Origin of the sequence: Photobacterium chitinilyticum, from assembly GCF_004104355.1 — a bacterium.
In the GTDB taxonomy this organism is placed as follows: Bacteria; Pseudomonadota; Gammaproteobacteria; order Enterobacterales; family Vibrionaceae; genus Photobacterium; species Photobacterium chitinilyticum.
Genome location: NZ_RJLM01000017.1, coordinates 61,457 through 79,121, shown reverse-complemented (window position 1 = coordinate 79,121; position 17,665 = coordinate 61,457). Strand labels below are relative to the sequence as shown.

The 17,665-nt window shown below is 48.2% G+C and carries 17 protein-coding genes and 1 riboswitch; of the genes, 7 read left to right on the top strand and 10 right to left on the bottom strand.

Annotated features, from left to right (window positions below):
* Positions 1-207: 207 nt before the first annotated feature.
* The 3 genes from hemG to EDI28_RS23195 are packed head-to-tail and all read right to left on the bottom strand — an operon-like array spanning position 208 to position 2,866.
* The gene (gene hemG, locus EDI28_RS23205) at positions 208-732 is read right to left on the bottom strand and encodes a menaquinone-dependent protoporphyrinogen IX dehydrogenase (RefSeq protein ID WP_128786260.1); all 525 of its coding nucleotides are present in this window, start codon (positions 730-732) and stop codon (positions 208-210) included.
* A gap of 9 nt (positions 733-741) precedes the next feature.
* Complete coding sequence (locus EDI28_RS23200) at positions 742-2,199, bottom strand: TrkH family potassium uptake protein (protein ID WP_128786259.1); 1,458 nt, start codon at positions 2,197-2,199, stop codon at positions 742-744.
* A gap of 31 nt (positions 2,200-2,230) precedes the next feature.
* On the bottom strand, positions 2,231-2,866 hold the full coding sequence (locus tag EDI28_RS23195) for a YigZ family protein (protein WP_128786258.1): 636 nt from the start codon (positions 2,864-2,866) through the stop codon (positions 2,231-2,233).
* Positions 2,867-3,298: 432 nt separating this feature from the next.
* Here EDI28_RS23195 and fadB point away from each other — a divergent pair, with 432 nt between their 5' ends.
* The 3 genes from fadB (at position 3,299) to acuI (ending at position 7,816) form a co-directional block, all read left to right on the top strand.
* The gene (gene fadB, locus EDI28_RS23190; protein WP_128786257.1) at positions 3,299-5,461 is read left to right on the top strand and encodes a fatty acid oxidation complex subunit alpha FadB; all 2,163 of its coding nucleotides are present in this window, start codon (positions 3,299-3,301) and stop codon (positions 5,459-5,461) included.
* 27 nt (positions 5,462-5,488) lie between these two features.
* The gene (fadA, locus tag EDI28_RS23185) at positions 5,489-6,655 is read left to right on the top strand and encodes an acetyl-CoA C-acyltransferase FadA (RefSeq protein ID WP_128786256.1); all 1,167 of its coding nucleotides are present in this window, start codon (positions 5,489-5,491) and stop codon (positions 6,653-6,655) included.
* A gap of 180 nt (positions 6,656-6,835) precedes the next feature.
* Positions 6,836-7,816 (top strand): acrylyl-CoA reductase (NADPH), encoded by a 981-nt coding sequence (gene acuI / locus EDI28_RS23180; RefSeq protein WP_128786255.1) that lies wholly within the window; start codon positions 6,836-6,838, stop codon positions 7,814-7,816.
* A 79-nt stretch (positions 7,817-7,895) separates the two neighbouring features.
* Here the strand turns inward: acuI and EDI28_RS23175 are convergent, their stop codons facing one another.
* Positions 7,896-8,837 (bottom strand): LysR family transcriptional regulator, encoded by a 942-nt coding sequence (locus EDI28_RS23175; RefSeq protein WP_128786254.1) that lies wholly within the window; start codon positions 8,835-8,837, stop codon positions 7,896-7,898.
* A 129-nt stretch (positions 8,838-8,966) separates the two neighbouring features.
* Positions 8,967-9,149, bottom strand: a complete 183-nt coding sequence (locus tag EDI28_RS23170) for a hypothetical protein (RefSeq protein ID WP_128786253.1) — start codon at positions 9,147-9,149, stop codon at positions 8,967-8,969.
* Positions 9,150-9,288: 139 nt separating this feature from the next.
* On the opposite strand from EDI28_RS23170, the gene tusA reads away from it, so the two are divergent.
* Positions 9,289-9,537, top strand: a complete 249-nt coding sequence (tusA, locus tag EDI28_RS23165; protein ID WP_128786252.1) for a sulfurtransferase TusA — start codon at positions 9,289-9,291, stop codon at positions 9,535-9,537.
* A 64-nt stretch (positions 9,538-9,601) separates the two neighbouring features.
* Here the strand turns inward: tusA and EDI28_RS23160 are convergent, their stop codons facing one another.
* The 3 genes from EDI28_RS23160 to EDI28_RS23150 form a co-directional block, all read right to left on the bottom strand.
* Positions 9,602-9,850, bottom strand: a complete 249-nt coding sequence (locus EDI28_RS23160; RefSeq protein ID WP_128786251.1) for a hypothetical protein — start codon at positions 9,848-9,850, stop codon at positions 9,602-9,604.
* 171 nt (positions 9,851-10,021) lie between these two features.
* Positions 10,022-10,579, bottom strand: a complete 558-nt coding sequence (locus tag EDI28_RS23155; RefSeq protein WP_164918612.1) for a TMEM165/GDT1 family protein — start codon at positions 10,577-10,579, stop codon at positions 10,022-10,024.
* A 93-nt stretch (positions 10,580-10,672) separates the two neighbouring features.
* Positions 10,673-10,774, bottom strand: a riboswitch (yybP-ykoY riboswitch).
* 114 nt (positions 10,775-10,888) lie between these two features.
* Positions 10,889-11,590 (bottom strand): YiaD family glycine zipper/OmpA-like lipoprotein, encoded by a 702-nt coding sequence (locus tag EDI28_RS23150; protein ID WP_233353494.1) that lies wholly within the window; start codon positions 11,588-11,590, stop codon positions 10,889-10,891.
* Positions 11,591-11,873: 283 nt separating this feature from the next.
* Here EDI28_RS23150 and glyQ point away from each other — a divergent pair, with 283 nt between their 5' ends.
* From glyQ to EDI28_RS23135, 3 genes are all read left to right on the top strand, one after another.
* A complete protein-coding gene (gene glyQ, locus EDI28_RS23145) occupies positions 11,874-12,785 on the top strand; it encodes a glycine--tRNA ligase subunit alpha (protein ID WP_128786250.1) in 912 nt (303 codons plus the stop codon).
* A gap of 9 nt (positions 12,786-12,794) precedes the next feature.
* The gene (gene glyS, locus EDI28_RS23140) at positions 12,795-14,867 is read left to right on the top strand and encodes a glycine--tRNA ligase subunit beta (RefSeq protein WP_128786249.1); all 2,073 of its coding nucleotides are present in this window, start codon (positions 12,795-12,797) and stop codon (positions 14,865-14,867) included.
* Positions 14,868-15,158: 291 nt separating this feature from the next.
* Complete coding sequence (locus tag EDI28_RS23135; RefSeq protein WP_128786248.1) at positions 15,159-16,409, top strand: valine--pyruvate transaminase; 1,251 nt, start codon at positions 15,159-15,161, stop codon at positions 16,407-16,409.
* Positions 16,410-16,458: 49 nt separating this feature from the next.
* On the opposite strand, the gene EDI28_RS23130 is transcribed toward EDI28_RS23135, so the two are convergent.
* Positions 16,459-16,764 (bottom strand): hypothetical protein, encoded by a 306-nt coding sequence (locus EDI28_RS23130; protein ID WP_128786247.1) that lies wholly within the window; start codon positions 16,762-16,764, stop codon positions 16,459-16,461.
* Between the two features lie 306 nt (positions 16,765-17,070).
* The gene (gene ibpA / locus EDI28_RS23125; protein WP_128786246.1) at positions 17,071-17,508 is read right to left on the bottom strand and encodes a small heat shock chaperone IbpA; all 438 of its coding nucleotides are present in this window, start codon (positions 17,506-17,508) and stop codon (positions 17,071-17,073) included.
* Between the last annotated feature and the right edge of the window lie 157 nt (positions 17,509-17,665).

The window sequence follows — 17,665 nt, the reverse complement described above, 5'->3', positions numbered from 1 at the left end:
TTAACTCTTTCACGAGTGCCCACACAGATTGCATGGTCAAATTGTTAAAGAACAAACTGACAAATCGTTGCTGGCTTAGCGCCGCGCTCCGTGTCAGTGAGGTCGCATTATAGAGAGTTCGATCACATTGGCAAGGGGCTTTTTGAAAAAAAACAGCACAAACTGACAGTTCGAACAAAAAACACCCGAAGCTATCAAAAAAGCCACTTAACACTGACTAAAACGGACAGCAAACTCTTCCACTTTTTGCCAATCTGTATACTCGACCTCTTTTGATGTATCGGTTTCACCTCCGGTAATACGCATAATGAACTGGATCATGATGCGGTCAAACCAACCATAACGGGGATAGCGCAGCGCGCCAGCAAACACAGCTTGCAATTTGGGCTGCCAAGGTGACTTCTTAAGAAACGTCTTCATATAGACACTCGTTTCAGGCGTATTCTTACCTTCTTTACGAGCAGTTAGGTTTACACAGAAAAATCCGACCTTATGTTGTTCTAGGGCTTTCTGATTAACCGCGATAAATTCATACAGCTTTTTATTAAGATGGCCATAACGAATCGATGCTCCAATCAATACCCTCTGATAACGACTAAAATCTAGCTCAGGCAGCTGATTGAGATCGAAAAGCTCACATTGGCAGCTATCACCTAGTTGCTTTTCAATATATTGCAGAATCTTTACTGTCTGCCCATCACTGCTTGAATGAAGAAGTAAGACCTTTTCCACATTCTCTCCTTAATTACGCCAGAATGTCGGTGTAAACAGCACTAACAAAGTAAACACTTCCAGACGACCAAATAGCATTGAGATAACTAACACCCATTTTGCAGGATCGTTAATCTCACCAAAGTGAACCGCTACCTCACCCAAACCAGGGCCGAGATTATTTAAAGTCGCTGCGACAGCAGAAAAAGCGGTTAATTCATCTAATCCCGTAGCAATAAGTCCCAGCATACAAATCACAAAGACAAGGGCATAAGCCGAGAAAAAGCCCCACACCGCATCAACAACACGTTGCGGCAGAGCCTTATTACCTACTTTAATTGTATAAATCGCCCTTGGGTGAACCAGACGTTTCAGTTCCCGCACCCCTTGAAGCAACAGAAGCAACATCCGGATAACTTTTATCCCACCGCCGGTTGAGCCTGCGCAACCACCAACAAAAGAAGAGAAGAGTAATAGCACTGGCAAGAATAGCGGCCATTCAGAAAAGCTGGTTGTAGTAAAACCAGCTGTAGTAGATATAGATACAGTCTGAAACAAAGCCTGATCAAAAGCATCGTGCAATGAACCATAAGAATGATGCTTGAGCAGCAAGCTAAAGCAAATCATAAACAGAATCAGCTGAGTTGCCAGAAATGCCCTGAATTCGGGATCTCGCCAATAGGTACGCAAATGAATACCACCATTGGCAAAAGCTGCAAAATGAAGCGAGAAGTTACAAGCCGAAATCAACAAGAAAACGACGGTAATCATATTTATCGTCGGACTCGCGAAATAGCCCATACTGGCATCATGGGTCGAGAAACCGCCAATAGCGACAGTCGAGAAGCTATGGGAGATCGCATCAAAGACACTCATCCCAGCCATCCAAAACGCGACGGCACAACTAATTGTAAGAGCCAGATAGATATACCATAGGGCTTTAGCCGTCTCGGCGATCCGCGGGGTCATCTTGCTATCTTTTACGGGACCGGGGATCTCTGCCCGGTATAGCTGCATACCACCGATCCCCAAGACAGGAAGAATAGCAACCGCTAGTACAATGATCCCCATTCCGCCAAACCATTGTAGTAATTGGCGGTAAAACAGAATAGCTTTTGGCAACTCATCCAGACCAACAATGACTGTCGCTCCAGTTGTCGTTAACGCCGAAAAGGCTTCGAAAAAGGAATCAGTTACCGATAAATCGGGAGTCTTGGACAAGATAAACGGTACTGCACCCGCACTGCCGATAACGGTCCAGAATAAGACCACAATCAAAAAGCCATCTCTGGCTTTGAGTTCACGGCGATAGCGACGGTTTGGTACCCATAGCATGGCACCGCCCGCGAAGAGAAGGAAGAAGGTGACCACAAAAGGGAAACCTGCACCGTCACGATAGATTAATGCAACCAGTGCAGGTGCCAGCATCGTGACACTAAATAGCGCGAGCAACAGCCCGACAATTCTGATAATGGAACGAAATTGCATGCCTTAGCCGGCTCTCATCCTATAGTTGTAATTATTCGTGTGATTCGTTGGAATCAGATACCGGGACAATACGCCCACCGCTGCGGTTGGTGAGTTTCATAATAAACTCAGCCTCCACTCGGCTATCGATCTCCACGGTCATTTTGACCTGATTACCATAATCAGCATGAAGCTGAGCCCCTGCATATTCGACAAGCAACGACTCGACCAATGACACCTGATTATACTCACAGCGTAGGTTAAGTTCTGAGGTTATTACTTTTTCCTTGGTCTGCAACACAGTTAACGCCTGCTGAACACCACCGCCATATGCTTTCACCAAGCCGCCCGTCCCTAACTTAATGCCACCGGAATAACGTGTCACCACAGCGGTGATCTCCCCCACCCCCGAACCAGTCAATTGCGCCAAAATGGGCTTACCGGCAGTACCGGATGGTTCGCCGTCATCACTGAAGCCCCACCTCATCGAATCTGAAGGGCGGCCTGCGACAAATGCCCAGCAGTTATGACGGGCATCGCTATGTTTGCTTTTAATATGCTGAACAAAGACCTTTGCCGCTTCGATACTCGGAGTATGGGCCAAGTAAGTAATAAAGCGGCTCTTTTTGATATCTTCTTCAAAGCGGGCTTCATCTGCGGGCACCAAGTAGGGTTCTGTTGCTGTCATTTAAAAGCCACAAGCAAAATCAGGAAAACAAGAGCGAAGGATACCACAACACAAAACATAGCGAGTTCAAATCTATGGCCTGTTACGAGTCTTATGTCATAAAAGGAAATAAATACTTCTCTCTATATAAAGGAAACCGCTGCCGCCTCAGCACTTACCCATTCTACAGCAGCCCTCGACGCCCAGCCCAAGGCAACAAATACGCAACAACTCAAACCCTTTCGAACACATTATCTCAACCAGCTGTTTATTAAGCAAAAACCACAAATACACTTAAAGCATTACAATCATCGCACAGCAAAAGGTTAAACATTTGTTTAAAATAGGTGTTGTAATCGTTGCATAACAGGTTCAGACTAATCTTTAACCTGTTAACAGGTCAAACCAGTTAAATCTAATTCGGCAAAGAACCGGAATTCACGGAGATAGAACATGATTTACCAAGGTGAAACCCTATCCGTCAGCTATCTGGACGATGGCATTGCGGAACTCAACCTCAACGCTCCAGGTGCAGTCAATAAATTTGATTTAAAAACCCTGGAAAGCTTCAATGAAGCCCTAAATGCACTTTATCAGCAAAGCGACTTAAAAGGCTTGTTGCTGACATCTGGTAAAGAGGCATTTGTTGTCGGTGCTGATATAACAGAGTTTCTTGGCTTATTTGCCAAACCTGCAGAAGAATTGTCGCAATGGCTTGCTCACGCCAACGATATCTTCAATAAATTAGAAGATCTACCCGTACCAACGCTTTCCGCGATTAACGGCCACGCCCTAGGTGGTGGTTGCGAATGTGTTCTCGCCACCGATTTCCGCCTTGCTGACAATACAGCGCGTATTGGCTTACCTGAAACCAAACTCGGTATTATGCCCGGCTTTGGCGGAACCGTGCGTCTTCCCCGCCTGATCGGAGCTGATTCGGCAATGGAAATCATTACCGCGGGCAAAGACAAAAAGGCTCAGGATGCATTGAAACTAGGCTTGGTTGATGCCGTCGTTGCCCCTGAAACACTTAAAAAGGCAGCTATTGCCATGCTCAAGGATGCCATAACCGGCAAACTGGACTGGCAAAGCCGTCGCGCACAGAAAAAAGCGCCGCTGTCACTCAACATGATTGAAGCAACCATGAGCTTTACGATGGCCAAGGCAATGGTTAGCCAAGTTGCCGGCCCGCACTATCCCGCCCCAATTACTTCTGTCATTACTATTGAAGAAGCTGCACGGCTATCTCGTGATGAAGCTCTCGAGATCGAAAACAAGCACTTTATCAAACTGGCTAAAACCGATGTTGCTCAAGCATTGGTCGGCATTTTCCTCAATGACCAAATGATCAAAGGGAAAGCCAAACAAGCCGCCAAAGAGGGAAAGACCACCAGCAAAGGAGCGGTGTTGGGTGCCGGGATCATGGGGGGGGGAATCGCCTATCAGTCAGCACTGAAAGGTGTACCAGTCATGATGAAAGATATCGCAGAGCCTTCACTGGAGCTCGGGATGTCAGAGGCAGCCAAACTCCTCAACAAACAACTGGAGCGTGGCCGAATCGACGGCCTGAAAATGGCCAAGGTATTGTCGGCGATTCAGCCTAGCCTGCACTATACCGGGATAGAAGACAGCGATGTTATCGTCGAGGCAGTGGTAGAGAATCCGAAAATCAAAGCTGCGGTATTGGCGGAAGTCGAAGACAAAGTAGGGGAAGAGACCGTAATTGCCTCAAATACCTCTACCATCCCTATTAACCAGCTGGCCAAATCACTCAAGCGCCCTGAAAACTTCTGCGGTATGCACTTCTTCAATCCTGTTCACCGCATGCCATTGGTAGAAATCATCCGCGGCGAAAATACCTCGGAAAAGACGATCTCCCGCGTCGTTGCCTATGCAGCCAAAATGGGCAAATCTCCAATCGTCGTCAACGACTGCCCTGGATTCTTCGTCAACCGTGTACTCTTCCCGTACTTTGCCGGTTTCAGCATGCTGCTACGTGACGGTGCCGATTTCACCAAAATAGACAAAATCATGGAGAAGCAGTTCGGTTGGCCGATGGGACCTGCTTACCTATTGGATGTCGTAGGCATCGATACCGCTCACCATGCCCAGGCCGTAATGGCAGAAGGCTTCCCCGAGCGTATGGGCAAAGACTACAAGGATGCTGTCGATGTGATGTTCGAAGCTAAACGTTTCGGACAGAAAAATGGCAAGGGCTTCTTTGCCTATTCAATTGACCGCAAGGGCAAACCAAAGAAAACCATAGATCCGGATGTCGCCGAACTACTGGCTCCGGTTATGAAAACCGCCACAGACTACAGCAGTGAAGAGATCATAGCCCGCATTATGGTTCCTATGATCAACGAAGTCGTCCGCTGTCTGGAAGAAGGCATTATCGCCAGCCCGGCCGAAGCTGATATGGCACTGGTATATGGCCTTGGGTTCCCTCCATTCCGCGGTGGTGTTTTCCGCTACCTCGATACCCTAGGCTTGGCTGAGTATGTTGCCATGGCCGATCAATACACCCACCTTGGTGCAGTTTATCAGGTACCGGATGGATTACGAGAGAAGGCCACACAAGGCGAAACCTACTACAACGCACAGAGCAATGCTTAAGAACGGCTTAAGGATGAGGAACAGAAAATGAATAATGTCGTAATTGTTGATTGTATCCGTACCCCGATGGGGCGCTCAAAAGGCGGTGCGTTCAGAAACGTCAGGGCAGAAGATCTCTCCGCCCACCTAATGCAAGGACTTCTGGCCCGCAACCCGCAGGTTGATCCGGCCGCGATTGAAGATATTTACTGGGGCTGTGTTCAGCAAACCCTGGAACAAGGTTTTAATGTTGCCCGAAATGCCGCATTACTGGCAGGGATCCCGCACACTGTCGGTGCGACGACGGTAAACCGTTTATGCGGCTCATCAATGCAAGCTTTGCATGATGCTGCGCGTACAATCATGGTTGGCGATGCCGATACCTGCCTGATAGGCGGGGTCGAGCATATGGGCCATGTCCCAATGAACCATGGGGTTGATTTCCACCCGGGTCTATCAAAGTCGGTTGCCAGGGCTGCAGGCATGATGGGACTAACCGCTGAAATGCTTGCCCGGATGCACGGTATTAGCCGAGAAATGCAGGATGAGTTTGCCGCCCGCTCCCACCAGCGTGCCCAGGCGGCAACCGTGGAAGGCCGCTTTAGTCGTGAAATCCTGGCGACCGAAGGTCACGATGAAGACGGCGCACTAAAACTCTTTGACTATGATGAAGTTATCCGCCCGGAAACTACCGTTGAAGCCCTCTCCGGACTGCGTCCGGTCTTTGATCCAGCCAACGGCACCGTCACGGCGGGAACATCATCAGCACTGTCCGACGGCGCCTCCGCAATGTTGGTTATGAGTGAGGAAAAGGCCAAAGCGCTTGGTTTGACGATCCGTGCCCGAGTGAAGTCAATGGCCATCGCGGGTTGCGATCCGTCAATCATGGGTTACGGCCCCGTACCGGCAACCCAGAAAGCACTGAAACGAGCCGGGCTGACCATGGACGACATTGGTATGGTTGAACTCAATGAAGCCTTTGCTGCCCAATCGCTACCTTGTGCCAAAGATCTCGGCCTGCTGGACAAGGTCGACGAGAAGGTCAACCTCAACGGTGGAGCCATCGCTCTTGGTCACCCGCTGGGCTGTTCTGGTTCAAGGATCTCAACCACATTGATCAACCTAATGGAGCATCAGGACGTGCAGTTTGGCCTGGCAACCATGTGTATCGGCCTCGGTCAGGGGATTGCCACAATTTTTGAGCGTGTAGAATAACCCCACTATATAAAAGCCCGCAACAGCGGGCTTTCCTGATAACTTCCCCCTTTCTATCCCTACCCCAATTCATGCGCATCAAACATATATAAAATGATAAAGTTTCATTTTGTTCATAACCACAACAGGGCTAAACTCATAATCCAGCAACACCCCTTTTATTAAATCCGGAGCATACCTATGTTTAAGGCACTGGTTCTAAACCAAGAAGAGAAAAAAACTATCGCTGGTATTCAGCAAGTCGACGAATCACAACTACCAGAAGGTGATGTGCTTATTGATGTCGATTACTCTTCCCTGAACTACAAAGATGGTTTGGCTATCACAGGTAAAGGCAGAATTGTTCGCCAGTTTCCAATGATTCCCGGTATCGACCTCACCGGTACAGTTGCAGAATCAAGTGACGAGCGCTACCAGGCTGGCGACAAGGTCATCTTAACCGGTTGGGGTGTAGGTGAAGGCCACTGGGGAGGCATGGCGGAAAAAGCACGCCTGAAAGCTGATTGGCTCGTGCCTTTGCCATCAGATCTTGACGGCAAACAAGCCATGATGATCGGTACAGCAGGCCTTACTGGTATGCTATGTGTCCAGGCTTTACTGGATGCAGGTGTCAAACCAGAGTCTGGCGAAGTATTAGTAACGGGTGCCAGTGGTGGCGTTGGCTCGATTGCAGTTACTCTGCTCGCTCAACTTGGTTACCAGGTTGCTGCCGTTACAGGCCGTGCCGAAGTCAATGGTGGCCTGCTAAAACAGCTCGGTGCAGCCCGAGTGATTGAACGCAGTGAATTTGAAGAGCCAGCACGCCCTTTGGAAAAACAAGTTTGGGCTGGTGCTGTTGATACTGTTGGTAGCAAAGTACTGGCAAAAGTCTTGGCACAAATGGACTACAACAGTGCTGTTGCCGCTTGTGGCTTGGCTGGCGGCTTTGATCTGCCGACCACTGTCATGCCTTTTATTCTGCGTAATGTAAGACTGCAAGGAGTGGATTCTGTCGCGTGTCCATTTGAAAAACGCCAACAGGCATGGCAGCGCCTGACTGAACTGCTTCCAGCGAGTTACTATGAGCAAGCGTGCCGTGAAGTGAACCTTGAAGAGGTTGCTGAATGTGCCGAAGCGATCACTAACGGTCAAGTCACGGGTCGCGTCGTGATCAAGCTATAACCAATAATAGAAGAAATAGATGACTACCTTGGCCAGCCGGATGCTGGCCTTTTTTGATACATTAAATGTTAGGTAGGTGTTACAGCAACCCCATATCATGAATACGTTTATCGATCAGCTTGCCGCATTCTTCCTGAAGCAAGTTTCGCAACCAAATCTGTGACGCTGAATGCTCGCAGCGAGGATGCCAAATCAACGAATAGTCAAACGGCTTAAATTCAAACGGTAATGACTTGATCACCAGGTTGTGCTTTTCTGCTACCAAATACGCCAAATCTGCCGGCACAGTAATAATCAACGGCATCTTATCAACGATCGCCAAAGCCGCCTCCAAATGGTAAGCCCGCAGTACCATCTTACGCTGGCTATAACCCCGAAGTGCTTCATCAATCAATGACTTTACCCCGTCACTGATGGCAATAATTGCATGCGGAAAGGTCAGATAGTCATCCAGCGTGAGCTCTTGATCTGCTAAAGGATGGTGCTTTGACAACATACAGAACACACTTACCACCCCCAAGTGATCCCGGCATAATGGTTCTATCGGACCGATTGGACGACAGATTGCCATATCGCAACCATCAGTTGTTAGCTGGTTCAGCAAGTGATCATGCTGCAGCGGGGGAAACTCCAGCGAAATATTAGGAGCTTCCTCATAAATACGGGGCAAGGCGAACGGCAAAATAGTCTGCATCGCATAATCAGTCGTCGCGATAACAAAGTGCTGCTCGCACTGCGCCGGTTTGAAGTCACTGGGGGTGAGTAAAATCCGCATTGCTTCAAGCGGTTCATTGAGCGAGTCGTTCAGCTCCAGCGCCCTTTGGGTAGGCAGCAGCCGTTGTCCCTGCCGCGTGAAGAGCGGATCCCCCAGCAAATCACGTAGGCGTCCCAAGACTCGGCTCATTGCTGACTGACTTAAATTAAGCCTTACCGCCGCCCGGCTTACACTGCCTTCCTCCAGCAGCACTTTCAGCGCCACCAGCAAATTCAAATCACGACGATAAACTTCTTCCAGCTCCATAATAGGCCTTACTTTATCTAGGGATACGACAACACTACGGTGGGTTATTATGATACGCCAGATAAAAAAAATCCCGCTATAAAAGCGGGGAAGCCCAAGAAAACTGGGGGAGTGTAGTAGATGTGTAAATTAGCTTTCTTCCTCTTCGAGCTCTGGTGAGTTGGTAAGTTCGAACCAGAGGCCGAGCGCGGCGGCAATCAAGCCACCAAGCGCGAAAAGACTTGTATCATTAGGACTGCGCAACACTAAAGAACAGAATGTAATGAAGCACAGCACACAATAAATAGTTAAGCGATCCATTTGAGTCAACATAGTTCCTCCTAATCCTTCAGAAGACAAACGTTAATGACTTGTTAAATACGTTACATGTTTTATTTTGATTTGCCAACCCTTATTGATTAATTCTTACTCATAAGTATGATCAAAGTCTTCGAAACTACACGTATATGTTATGACAGCGATTTTTGAAAACCCGACTCACAGCCTAGAAGCGCAGGGGTTACGCTGCCCTGAGCCGGTAATGATGGTGCGTAAGACAGTCCGAAAAATGGCTAATGGGGATACACTTCTGGTTACGGCAGATGATCCGTCGACGACCCGTGATATTCCAAGTTTTTGCCGTTTTATGGATCACACCCTGCTTGCCGCAGACACCGATCAGCTTCCTTACCGATACCTGATCCAAAAAGGCACCAATTAAAAAAGGCAGCTCATCGAGCTGCCTTTTGCTTATTCCTTGTTACTCTCTATCCAATATGCGATTACTAATAGTTATCACGCATTATCTTTTGTGCTTTTTCCAATTCGTGTCGTAATTCACGAATTTCTTTTTTCATAGGGATCACATAGCGCAGTCGTACCAGTGCATCCACAGACAAGTAGGTAGTAACAATTGCACCGACCACCATTGGCAACCACATATCCGTGAGAACCATCCCCAAAATATTGAGGGCTAAGGCAACATTGAACAACCAAAATTGGCTTTGCGGAGAAATAGCGACATAACGGTTCATACTCCCTCCTTCCTACAGCTTATCGTAACTGGTTTCACCTTAGCATGGCATCCAGTTGCACACTGTAGACAAAGTCACAGTTCACCAAGCTGTCATCTCACCGTTATCTAGGTGATTCAGTTAGCTGGCGGTTTAACCCAATGTTCCATGTGAAACATCCAATTACTAGATTTATAGCCCCAGTACCGCCGCAACAGCCAAGCCGGCAAACATAGTGGCCGTCACTTTGCGAATGATCCCCAACGGCATACGATCTGCCGATAGCTTCCCGATCAGCACGACAGGTACGTTTGCCAGTAGCATTCCAATCGTGGTTCCAAGTACAACCATCACAAGCGCATCATGGTATTTTGCTCCAAGCATCGTGGTGGCAACCTGAGTCTTGTCACCTATCTCGGCGACAAAGAACGCAATAAAGCTAGCGACAAACGGCCCGCGATTGGAAATCGTCTCATCGTCTTCAAGTTTGTCGGGTATCAGGATCCAACCCGCCATCAGAACAAAGCTAACGACCAGTACCCACTTTAATACATCTGGCGTCAGGTAATCAGCGACAACAACACCGAGCCATGCCGCGAGAGCATGATTGGCGATGGTTGCCAGAAAAATGGCCAAAATGATAGGTAAAGGCTTGCGATAGCGGCTCGCTAGCAATAAAGAGAGTAGTTGAGTTTTATCCCCAATCTCGGCCAAGGCAACAGTAGTAATTGAAACAGCTAAAACACTCACGGCATGCTCATTGGGGCGAGGATTGTATTTAATAACCATGGACAAACGCACATGCCCCACCCCGGTTCATGTTGGTTTGCCAATGGTCTCGCCAAACTCACTAGTAGGATTAGTGTGAGTCATAATCGCCATGAAGATTTTGCTTCAATTATGTTGACGATTATCTCGATAGATCGAGAGGCTACTCCCCAAAGGAACGGGAATAATAACCAGTATGCAAAGTCGGATCAAGGGCTGCTAGCAAAAGTGCGGTTCAGATAGAAAAAGTTGCTGGCCGATACAGGCCAGCAACGATATAGAAGAGTTATGCTATGAAGTTGGCGTCAGTACAATTTCAACTCGGCGGTTTTCCGCCCGGCCCTGTTTGGTACTGTTGGACGCAACGGGATGCGATTCCCCCATACCTTTGGTTACAACGCGATTGGCGACAACGCCCTCACGAATAAGATAATTGCTTACCTCACTGGCGCGAACCTGTGACAGACGAAGGTTATAAGATTCTTTGCCGGTACTGTCGGTGAAGCCATATACGTTCAGCAGGGTTTTATCGTACTCCTTGGCAACCAGGGCAACATTATACAACGCCTGCTTCGCACGGGAGCTCAGATCTGTCTGATCAACACCAAAGGTAATTTCATTTGGCATGTTCAGAACAATATTGTCACCATCACGTGTTACGCTGATCCCGGTTGATTGCAGCTGCTGACGCAGCTCGGCTTCCTGTACATCCATATAGTAACCAATCCCTCCCCCGAGAGCCGCCCCCGAGGCCGCACCGATTAATGCACCTTTTCCGCGGTCACTCTTACTGGAAGAAGCGACGCCAATTGCCGCTCCGGCCACAGCACCAATAAGCGCACCGCTTGTCGCTTTGGCTGTCTGCTCATCACCTGAGTATGGATTAACCGTCGTACAGCCAGATGCGACTACAGCCGTCGCAGTAGCAAAAATTACATGTCGCACCCATTTACCGGATGCCAGCGAAAAATTAAAGTCCATCATTTCGTCCATTTGTTCTCGATTTAATATCGATGTGATTGTATCGGCCCATAACCTGTACTGCATACGGCGACAGACTGGAACCTGATTATTGTATAGAGAGAAAAAACCAGTACATCAGAACAATGTAAAATCATCATCCTGCATAGACCCTACCGGATTTCCCAACTATTTTATGCAAATTTATCAAAGATGCCCAAAAAACATGCAATGGCTCTACTCGGAAAATGCCATGCAAGGTATACTGGATTGTTACTAAAATGACTTTTAATCCACTAATCTCGCGAAGCTGACAATGCAGAAATACGATATTAAAACCTTTCAGGGCATGATCCTCGCGCTGCAGGATTACTGGGGCCAGCAGGGTTGTACCATTGTGCAACCTTTAGACATGGAAGTAGGTGCAGGAACCTCTCACCCAATGACTTGTCTACGAGCTCTGGGTCCAGAACCTATTGCAGCAGCGTACGTACAACCATCTCGTCGCCCGACCGACGGCCGTTACGGTGAAAACCCTAACCGCCTGCAGCACTACTACCAGTTCCAGGTGATCATTAAGCCATCACCAGACAATATTCAGGAACTTTACCTGGGCTCACTGGAAGTACTGGGTGTCGACACCCAGGTTCACGACATCCGTTTTGTTGAAGATAACTGGGAAAACCCGACTTTGGGTGCCTGGGGTCTTGGTTGGGAAGTCTGGCTAAACGGTATGGAAGTGACTCAGTTCACTTACTTCCAGCAGGTTGGTGGCCTTGAGTGTAAACCTGTTACCGGTGAGATCACCTACGGTATCGAGCGCCTGGCTATGTACATCCAGGGGGTCGATTCCGTTTACGATCTGGTTTGGACCGACGGCCCGCTAGGCAAAGTAACCTATGGCGACATTTTCCATCAAAACGAAGTTGAGCAATCAACCTACAACTTTGAACACGCAGACGTCGATTTCTTATTCACTTTCTTCGACCAGTGCGAGAAAGAGTGTCAGGAACTTCTGGAGCTGGAAAACCCGCTCTCGCTACCAGCTTATGAGCGTATTCTAAAGGCAGGCCATGCCTTTAACCTACTTGATGCACGTAAGGCGATCTCGGTTACCGAGCGCCAGCGTTATATCTTGCGTATCCGCAACCTGACCAAGCAAGTTGCAGAAGCATATTACGCATCTCGCGAAGCTCTCGGCTTCCCTATGTGCAAAAAAGACAAGTAAGGGTATCGCATGACCGAACAGAATTTCCTTATTGAACTGGGTACCGAAGAGCTGCCACCCAAAGCGCTGCGTACTCTTGCCGAGGCATTTGCGGCAAATTTTGAAGCGGAGCTGAAGGCGGCCGATCTTGCACACCAAGGCATAAAATGGTTCGCAGCTCCTCGCCGTCTAGCGTTGAAGGTATCAGCACTGGCTGCTGGCCAGGCAGATAAGATCGTTGAGAAACGAGGCCCAGCCATTAGCTCAGCCTTTGATGCAGAAGGCAACCCAACCAAAGCTGCGCAAGGCTGGGCCCGCGGAAATGGTATTAGCGTTGAACAGGCAGAGCGTCTGAAAACAGACAAAGGCGAATGGCTACTGTATAAGCAGGAAGTCAAAGGCCAGCCAGCACAGGCTCTATTGTCTGATCTTGCTGCTGCCGCACTTGCCAAGCTTCCAATTCCTAAGCCAATGCGCTGGGGTAACAACGACACCCAGTTTATACGTCCAGTCAAAACCCTGACGATGCTTCTGGGTGAAGAGCTCATTGACGGTACAATCCTTGGTGCTCAATCTGCCCGGATTATCCGCGGACACCGCTTCATGGGTGAAGCTGAGTTCACCATCGACAATGCCGATCAGTACCCGGCTATTCTTGAAGAGCGCGGTAAGGTCATGGCGGATTACGATGCGCGTAAAGCCATTATCCTCGCCGATGCTAAAAAAGCCGCTGAAGAAGTTGGCGGTATTGCCGATCTCGAAGATGAACTGGTTGAAGAAGTCACGTCTCTTGTTGAATGGCCTGTTGTACTGACGGCTTCATTCGAAGAGGACTTCCTAAACGTTCCTTCGGAAGCGCTGGTTTATACCATGAAGGGTGATCAGAAGTACTTCCCTGTGTATGACGCGCAAGGTAACCTGGTCCCTAAATTTATCTTTGTATCTAACATTGTGTCGAAAGACCCACGCCAGATCATCGAAGGTAACGAAAAAGTAGTCCGCCCTCGCCTAGCGGATGCCGAGTTCTTTTTCAATACAGACCGCAAGCGTGCTCTTATTGAGCGCCTGCCGGAACTTGAAACCGTACTGTTCCAGAAACAACTGGGTACGCTACGCGACAAGACCGACCGTATTACGGCCATGTCTGGCTTCATTGCTAACTTAATTGGTTCTAATGTAGAACACGCCGAGCGCGCAGGCCTATTGTCTAAGTGCGATCTGATGACATCGATGGTATTCGAATTTACCGATACCCAAGGTGTTATGGGCATGCACTACGCCCGTCTTGACGGTGAGCACGAAGATGTTGCTGTCGCCCTGAACGAGCAGTACATGCCTCGCTTTGCCGGTGACGAGTTACCACAGTCTGACGTTGCAGCCGCAGTTGCCCTGGCAGATAAAATGGATACCCTCGTCGGTATCTTCGGTATCGGCCAGCATCCGAAAGGTGCCAACGACCCGTTTGCCCTTCGCCGTGCAGCTCTTGGTGCCCTTCGCATCATGGTCGAGAAAGGCTACAACCTGGATCTGGTTGATCTAATCACCAAAGCAAAAGAGCTCTTTGGTGCCAAGCTCACTAACCATAATGTTGAAGCTGATGTGATTGACTTCATGCTGGGCCGTTTCCGTGCTTGGTATCAGGATGAAGGCCACAGTGTTGATGCTATCCAGGCAGTACTGGCTCGGCGTCCGACACAACCCGCAGACTTCGATAAGCGAGTGAAGGCTGTTACCCACTTCCGCTCCCTTGAGGCAGCTGAGTCTTTAGCTGCGGCAAACAAGCGTGTCGGTAATATCCTGGCGAAGTTTGATGGCGAACTGCCATCGGCAATCGACACCAGCCTACTGACCGAAGATGCTGAAAAGGCACTGGCTGAAAAAGTCGAGGCAAAACTGGCGGCACTGACACCGGTATTCGCCGACGGTAATTATCAGCAAGCACTATCAGAGCTAGCAACACTTCGTGAAGCTGTTGATGCATTCTTTGATAATGTGATGGTAATGGCTGATGACGAGAAACTAAAAGTTAACCGTCTAACTATGCTGAACCTGCTGCGCAACGAGTTCCTGAAAGTCGCTGATATCTCGCTACTGCAGAAATAACCAAGCGAATGAAAATCAAAACCCCGTGTCAGGCATGGGGTTTTTTATACCTGCTTTCTGCCGCCCTTCCTAGTGCTCTCCATAGCCAATGTCGTTTCACGTGAAACACCACCAGCCCAGCTTTCGCCCTGACTTATTGCTATACGACAAAGGTACCAGCCCACAAGGCATAAACAGAATCTCTTACTCTTTCCCTTATCAGCACAATGAGGTATGTTGAAAACTGTACATAACCTATACAGTAACCATATCACCAAAGATAAGAACAATAGACTGAGGTCGGAAGTAAAAATGGAGTTTTCTACATTCGGAGACAAATTTGCCCGTTACTCTGGTATCACCCAGCTAATGGACGATTTAAACGACGGCTTGCGTAACCCTGATGCCATTATGCTCGGAGGCGGCAATCCTGCTCAAATTCCAGAAATGGTCGAGTACTTTAACCAGCTCAGTGGACAAATGGTTGTAACAGGAGAACTCGCCGCAGCCCTGACTAACTATGATGGACCGCAAGGTAAGAATACGTTTATCAGTGCCCTCGCCCAGCTATTGCATGACACCTATGGTTGGGAGATCAGTGCCAAAAACATCTCGCTGACCAACGGCAGTCAGAGTGCCTTTTTCAACTTGTTCAACCTACTGGCCGGTGAGTTTGGCGACGGCAGCCGGAAAAAAATATTGCTGCCTTTGGCTCCTGAATATATTGGATACGGAGATTCGGGACTCAGTGAAGATATGTTTATCTCCTACCGACCGGAAATCACCCTGCTTGATAACGGCCTGTTCAAATACCATATCGACTTTAAGGAACTCAAAGTTGATAACAGTATCGGTGCGATCTGTGCCTCTCGCCCGACCAACCCGACGGGTAATGTTCTGACCGACGAAGAGATCAGACACCTCGATGCCTTAGCGCGCGATCACGACATCCCGCTGATCATCGATAACGCATATGGCATCCCTTTCCCGGATATCATTTTTGAAGATGTAACGCCGTTCTGGAATGAAAACACCATTCTGTGTATGAGCCTGTCTAAGCTTGGCTTACCCGGCGTTCGCTGCGGAATTGTGGTGGCCAGTGAAGAAATTACCACCGCAATTACGAATATGAATGGCGTACTCAGCTTGGCGCCGGGCAGTGTTGGTCCGACGATTGCCAATAAGATGATTGAGAACCAGGACCTACTCCGGCTCAGCGAACAGGTTATCAAGCCGTACTATCTTCGCAAATCTCAGTATGCGGTTGAGCTATTGCAAACAGCCATTACAGATGAACGCTTTAGGATCCACAAACCGGAAGGGGCGATGTTTCTATGGTTATGGTTTAACGAATTGCCAATCACGACAATGGAGCTATACCGACGGCTCAAAGCGCGCGGGGTACTGATAGTTCCAGGCGAATACTTCTTTATAGGACTCGAAGATGATTGGAGCCATGGTCATGAGTGCCTTCGTATGAACTATGTTCAGAGTGATGAAGACATGCAACGAGGCATTGCTATCATCGCCGAGGAAGTTACCAAAGCCTATCAGGGAGAGTAACTCGTTACCCTTATAAAAACATAAAGAGCTGCCATAGTGGTAGCTCTTCTTATTCCATTATTACTCGGCGGGATATGTCGTTACGCTCAGAGTACCATTCAGCTTTGCCACTCGCAGTAGGTACCTTTAGTCTATCGGGTAGCTGCTCTACAGCCCCCAATAAGTTATCTAAATCCTTATCGAGTCGGGAGCCTGCATCTGTTTTTGGCTCAAGGCATAAATGGAATAGATCCTCATTGCGCCAGCCGCAATGAAGAATGTACGTCCGTTCCTGGAAAAAAGCAGCCAGCTCTGACAAATCTTGGTTTGAGAAAATATCAAGATCCGTAGTGATGTAACGAGTCTTTACTGACATAGCAATCTCAATGAAATAACAAGAAGGAATACTGAAGCGTTTCACGTGAAACACCTCTCGTTATCTTAGCGTGTTTCATCCGAAAACTTATACTTTTCCAGTCACAAGCAAAGCTGTCGGTTGCCTCCAGGACAAATTGCAACAAGCTCAAAAGACGCCAATTTATGATTGCCCCGGAATAACGATACCAAGCAGGATAAGTACTGGTTCAGATAATTGCCTAGGAATAATCACTTAGATCAGATACAAAAAAGGCCAGCACATGGCTGACCTCTCACTCTCTATCATATCAACAATTGCTTAATACTACTCGTTTACCAACAACCGATGGCCATTGATTGCAATCTTTCGCGGTTTTTGCTCTTCCGGGATCTCTCGTTCAAGATCAACATGCAGCAGTCCATTTTCCATAACCGCACCAACAACTTTAACATAATCGGCTAGTTGGAATTTACGTTCAAAGTCTCGTTCAGCAATCCCCTGGTAGAGATACTGACGCTCATCTTTCTCAACTTCACGGGTACCACGAACAATCAGTTTGTTCTGTTGTTGGGTAATATCTAGCTGCTCTTCAGCAAACCCAGCAACAGCCATTGTAATTCGGTAATGGTTTTCATCTTGCTGTTCGATGTTATAGGGAGGGTATCCCGTATTAGTATTGCTGACGTTCTTTTCCATCTGGTTGAACAGACGGTCAAAACCAATAGCAGAACGGTATAGAGGAGTGAAATCTAAGTTACGCATAAAACTATCCTTCTTTAGAAGCAATAAACATGACAATAATTGAATGGTTGAAGTGGCTTTCCTCAATAGGACAAACCTGTTGCTGGCCCAACATTTGGCACCATGCGCTTCATTAATAGATATAGGGATGGACGATTTGTTTTCCAAGTGTTCGAGC